A 787-nucleotide genomic window follows, 5' to 3' on the forward strand; every position below is an offset into this window, starting at 1 on the left:
CAATGCCTGTCAGCAGTCCGGCAAGTGGAAAACCACCGCTGCCGTCAAAGAGGCTGCCAAGGGTAAGCGGTTTATTCATCAGGCTTTTCCACCTCTTTCACCAGTTCAGAATATGCGATCTGCTTCCCATCCCGCTTGACATACACACCATCGGCATTTCCCGTATCTTCCACATACCGGCGAAGAATCACCGAGGCATATTTTTCATCCAATTCCATGGTGTAGCAGATGCGGTTCATTTGTTCGCAAGCCATCAAAGTAGAACCGCTGCCGCCAAAGGTGTCCATTACCACGCCATTTTCCTGCGTGGAATTGCCAATGGGATAGCCAAGCAAATCCAGCGGCTTGGAGGTAGGATGATTGGCATTGCGTTTCGGCTTATCAAAGTTCCAGATGGTTGTCTGCTTGCGGTCGGAATACCAGTGATGCTTGCCATTCTGCATAAAGCCATACAGCACAGGTTCGTGCTGCCACTGATAATCAGAGCGACCCAGAACAAGACTATCCTTTACCCAGATGCAGCAGCCTGCAAGATGAAATCCGGCGTCAATGAAAGCTTTTCTGAAATTCAGCCCTTCGGTGTCTGCATGGAATACATAGGCAGAGCCGCCTTTTTCCAGATGCTCCGCCATTCGCTGAAAGGAGGACAGCAGAAATGTATAAAACTCCTCGTTCTTCATGCTGTCATTCTGTATGGTCAAACCGCTGGCACTCTTAAACGAAACGCCATAGGGAGGATCGGTCAGAATGAGATTTGCCTTGGTGTCACCCATGAGAGCAGATACAT

At 49.4% G+C, this 787-nt stretch carries 1 protein-coding gene; it reads right to left on the reverse strand.

Going from position 1 to position 787, the window contains the following annotated elements; genetic code table 11:
* Positions 1 to 71 precede the first annotated feature (71 nt).
* The coding region (locus RUMCAL_RS04035) for a DNA-methyltransferase (RefSeq protein ID WP_040646904.1) at positions 72 to 787 on the reverse strand (716 nt) is incomplete at its 5' end.

This window comes from Ruminococcus callidus ATCC 27760 (assembly GCF_000468015.1).
In the GTDB taxonomy this organism is placed as follows: Bacteria; Bacillota; Clostridia; order Oscillospirales; family Ruminococcaceae; genus Ruminococcus_C; species Ruminococcus_C callidus.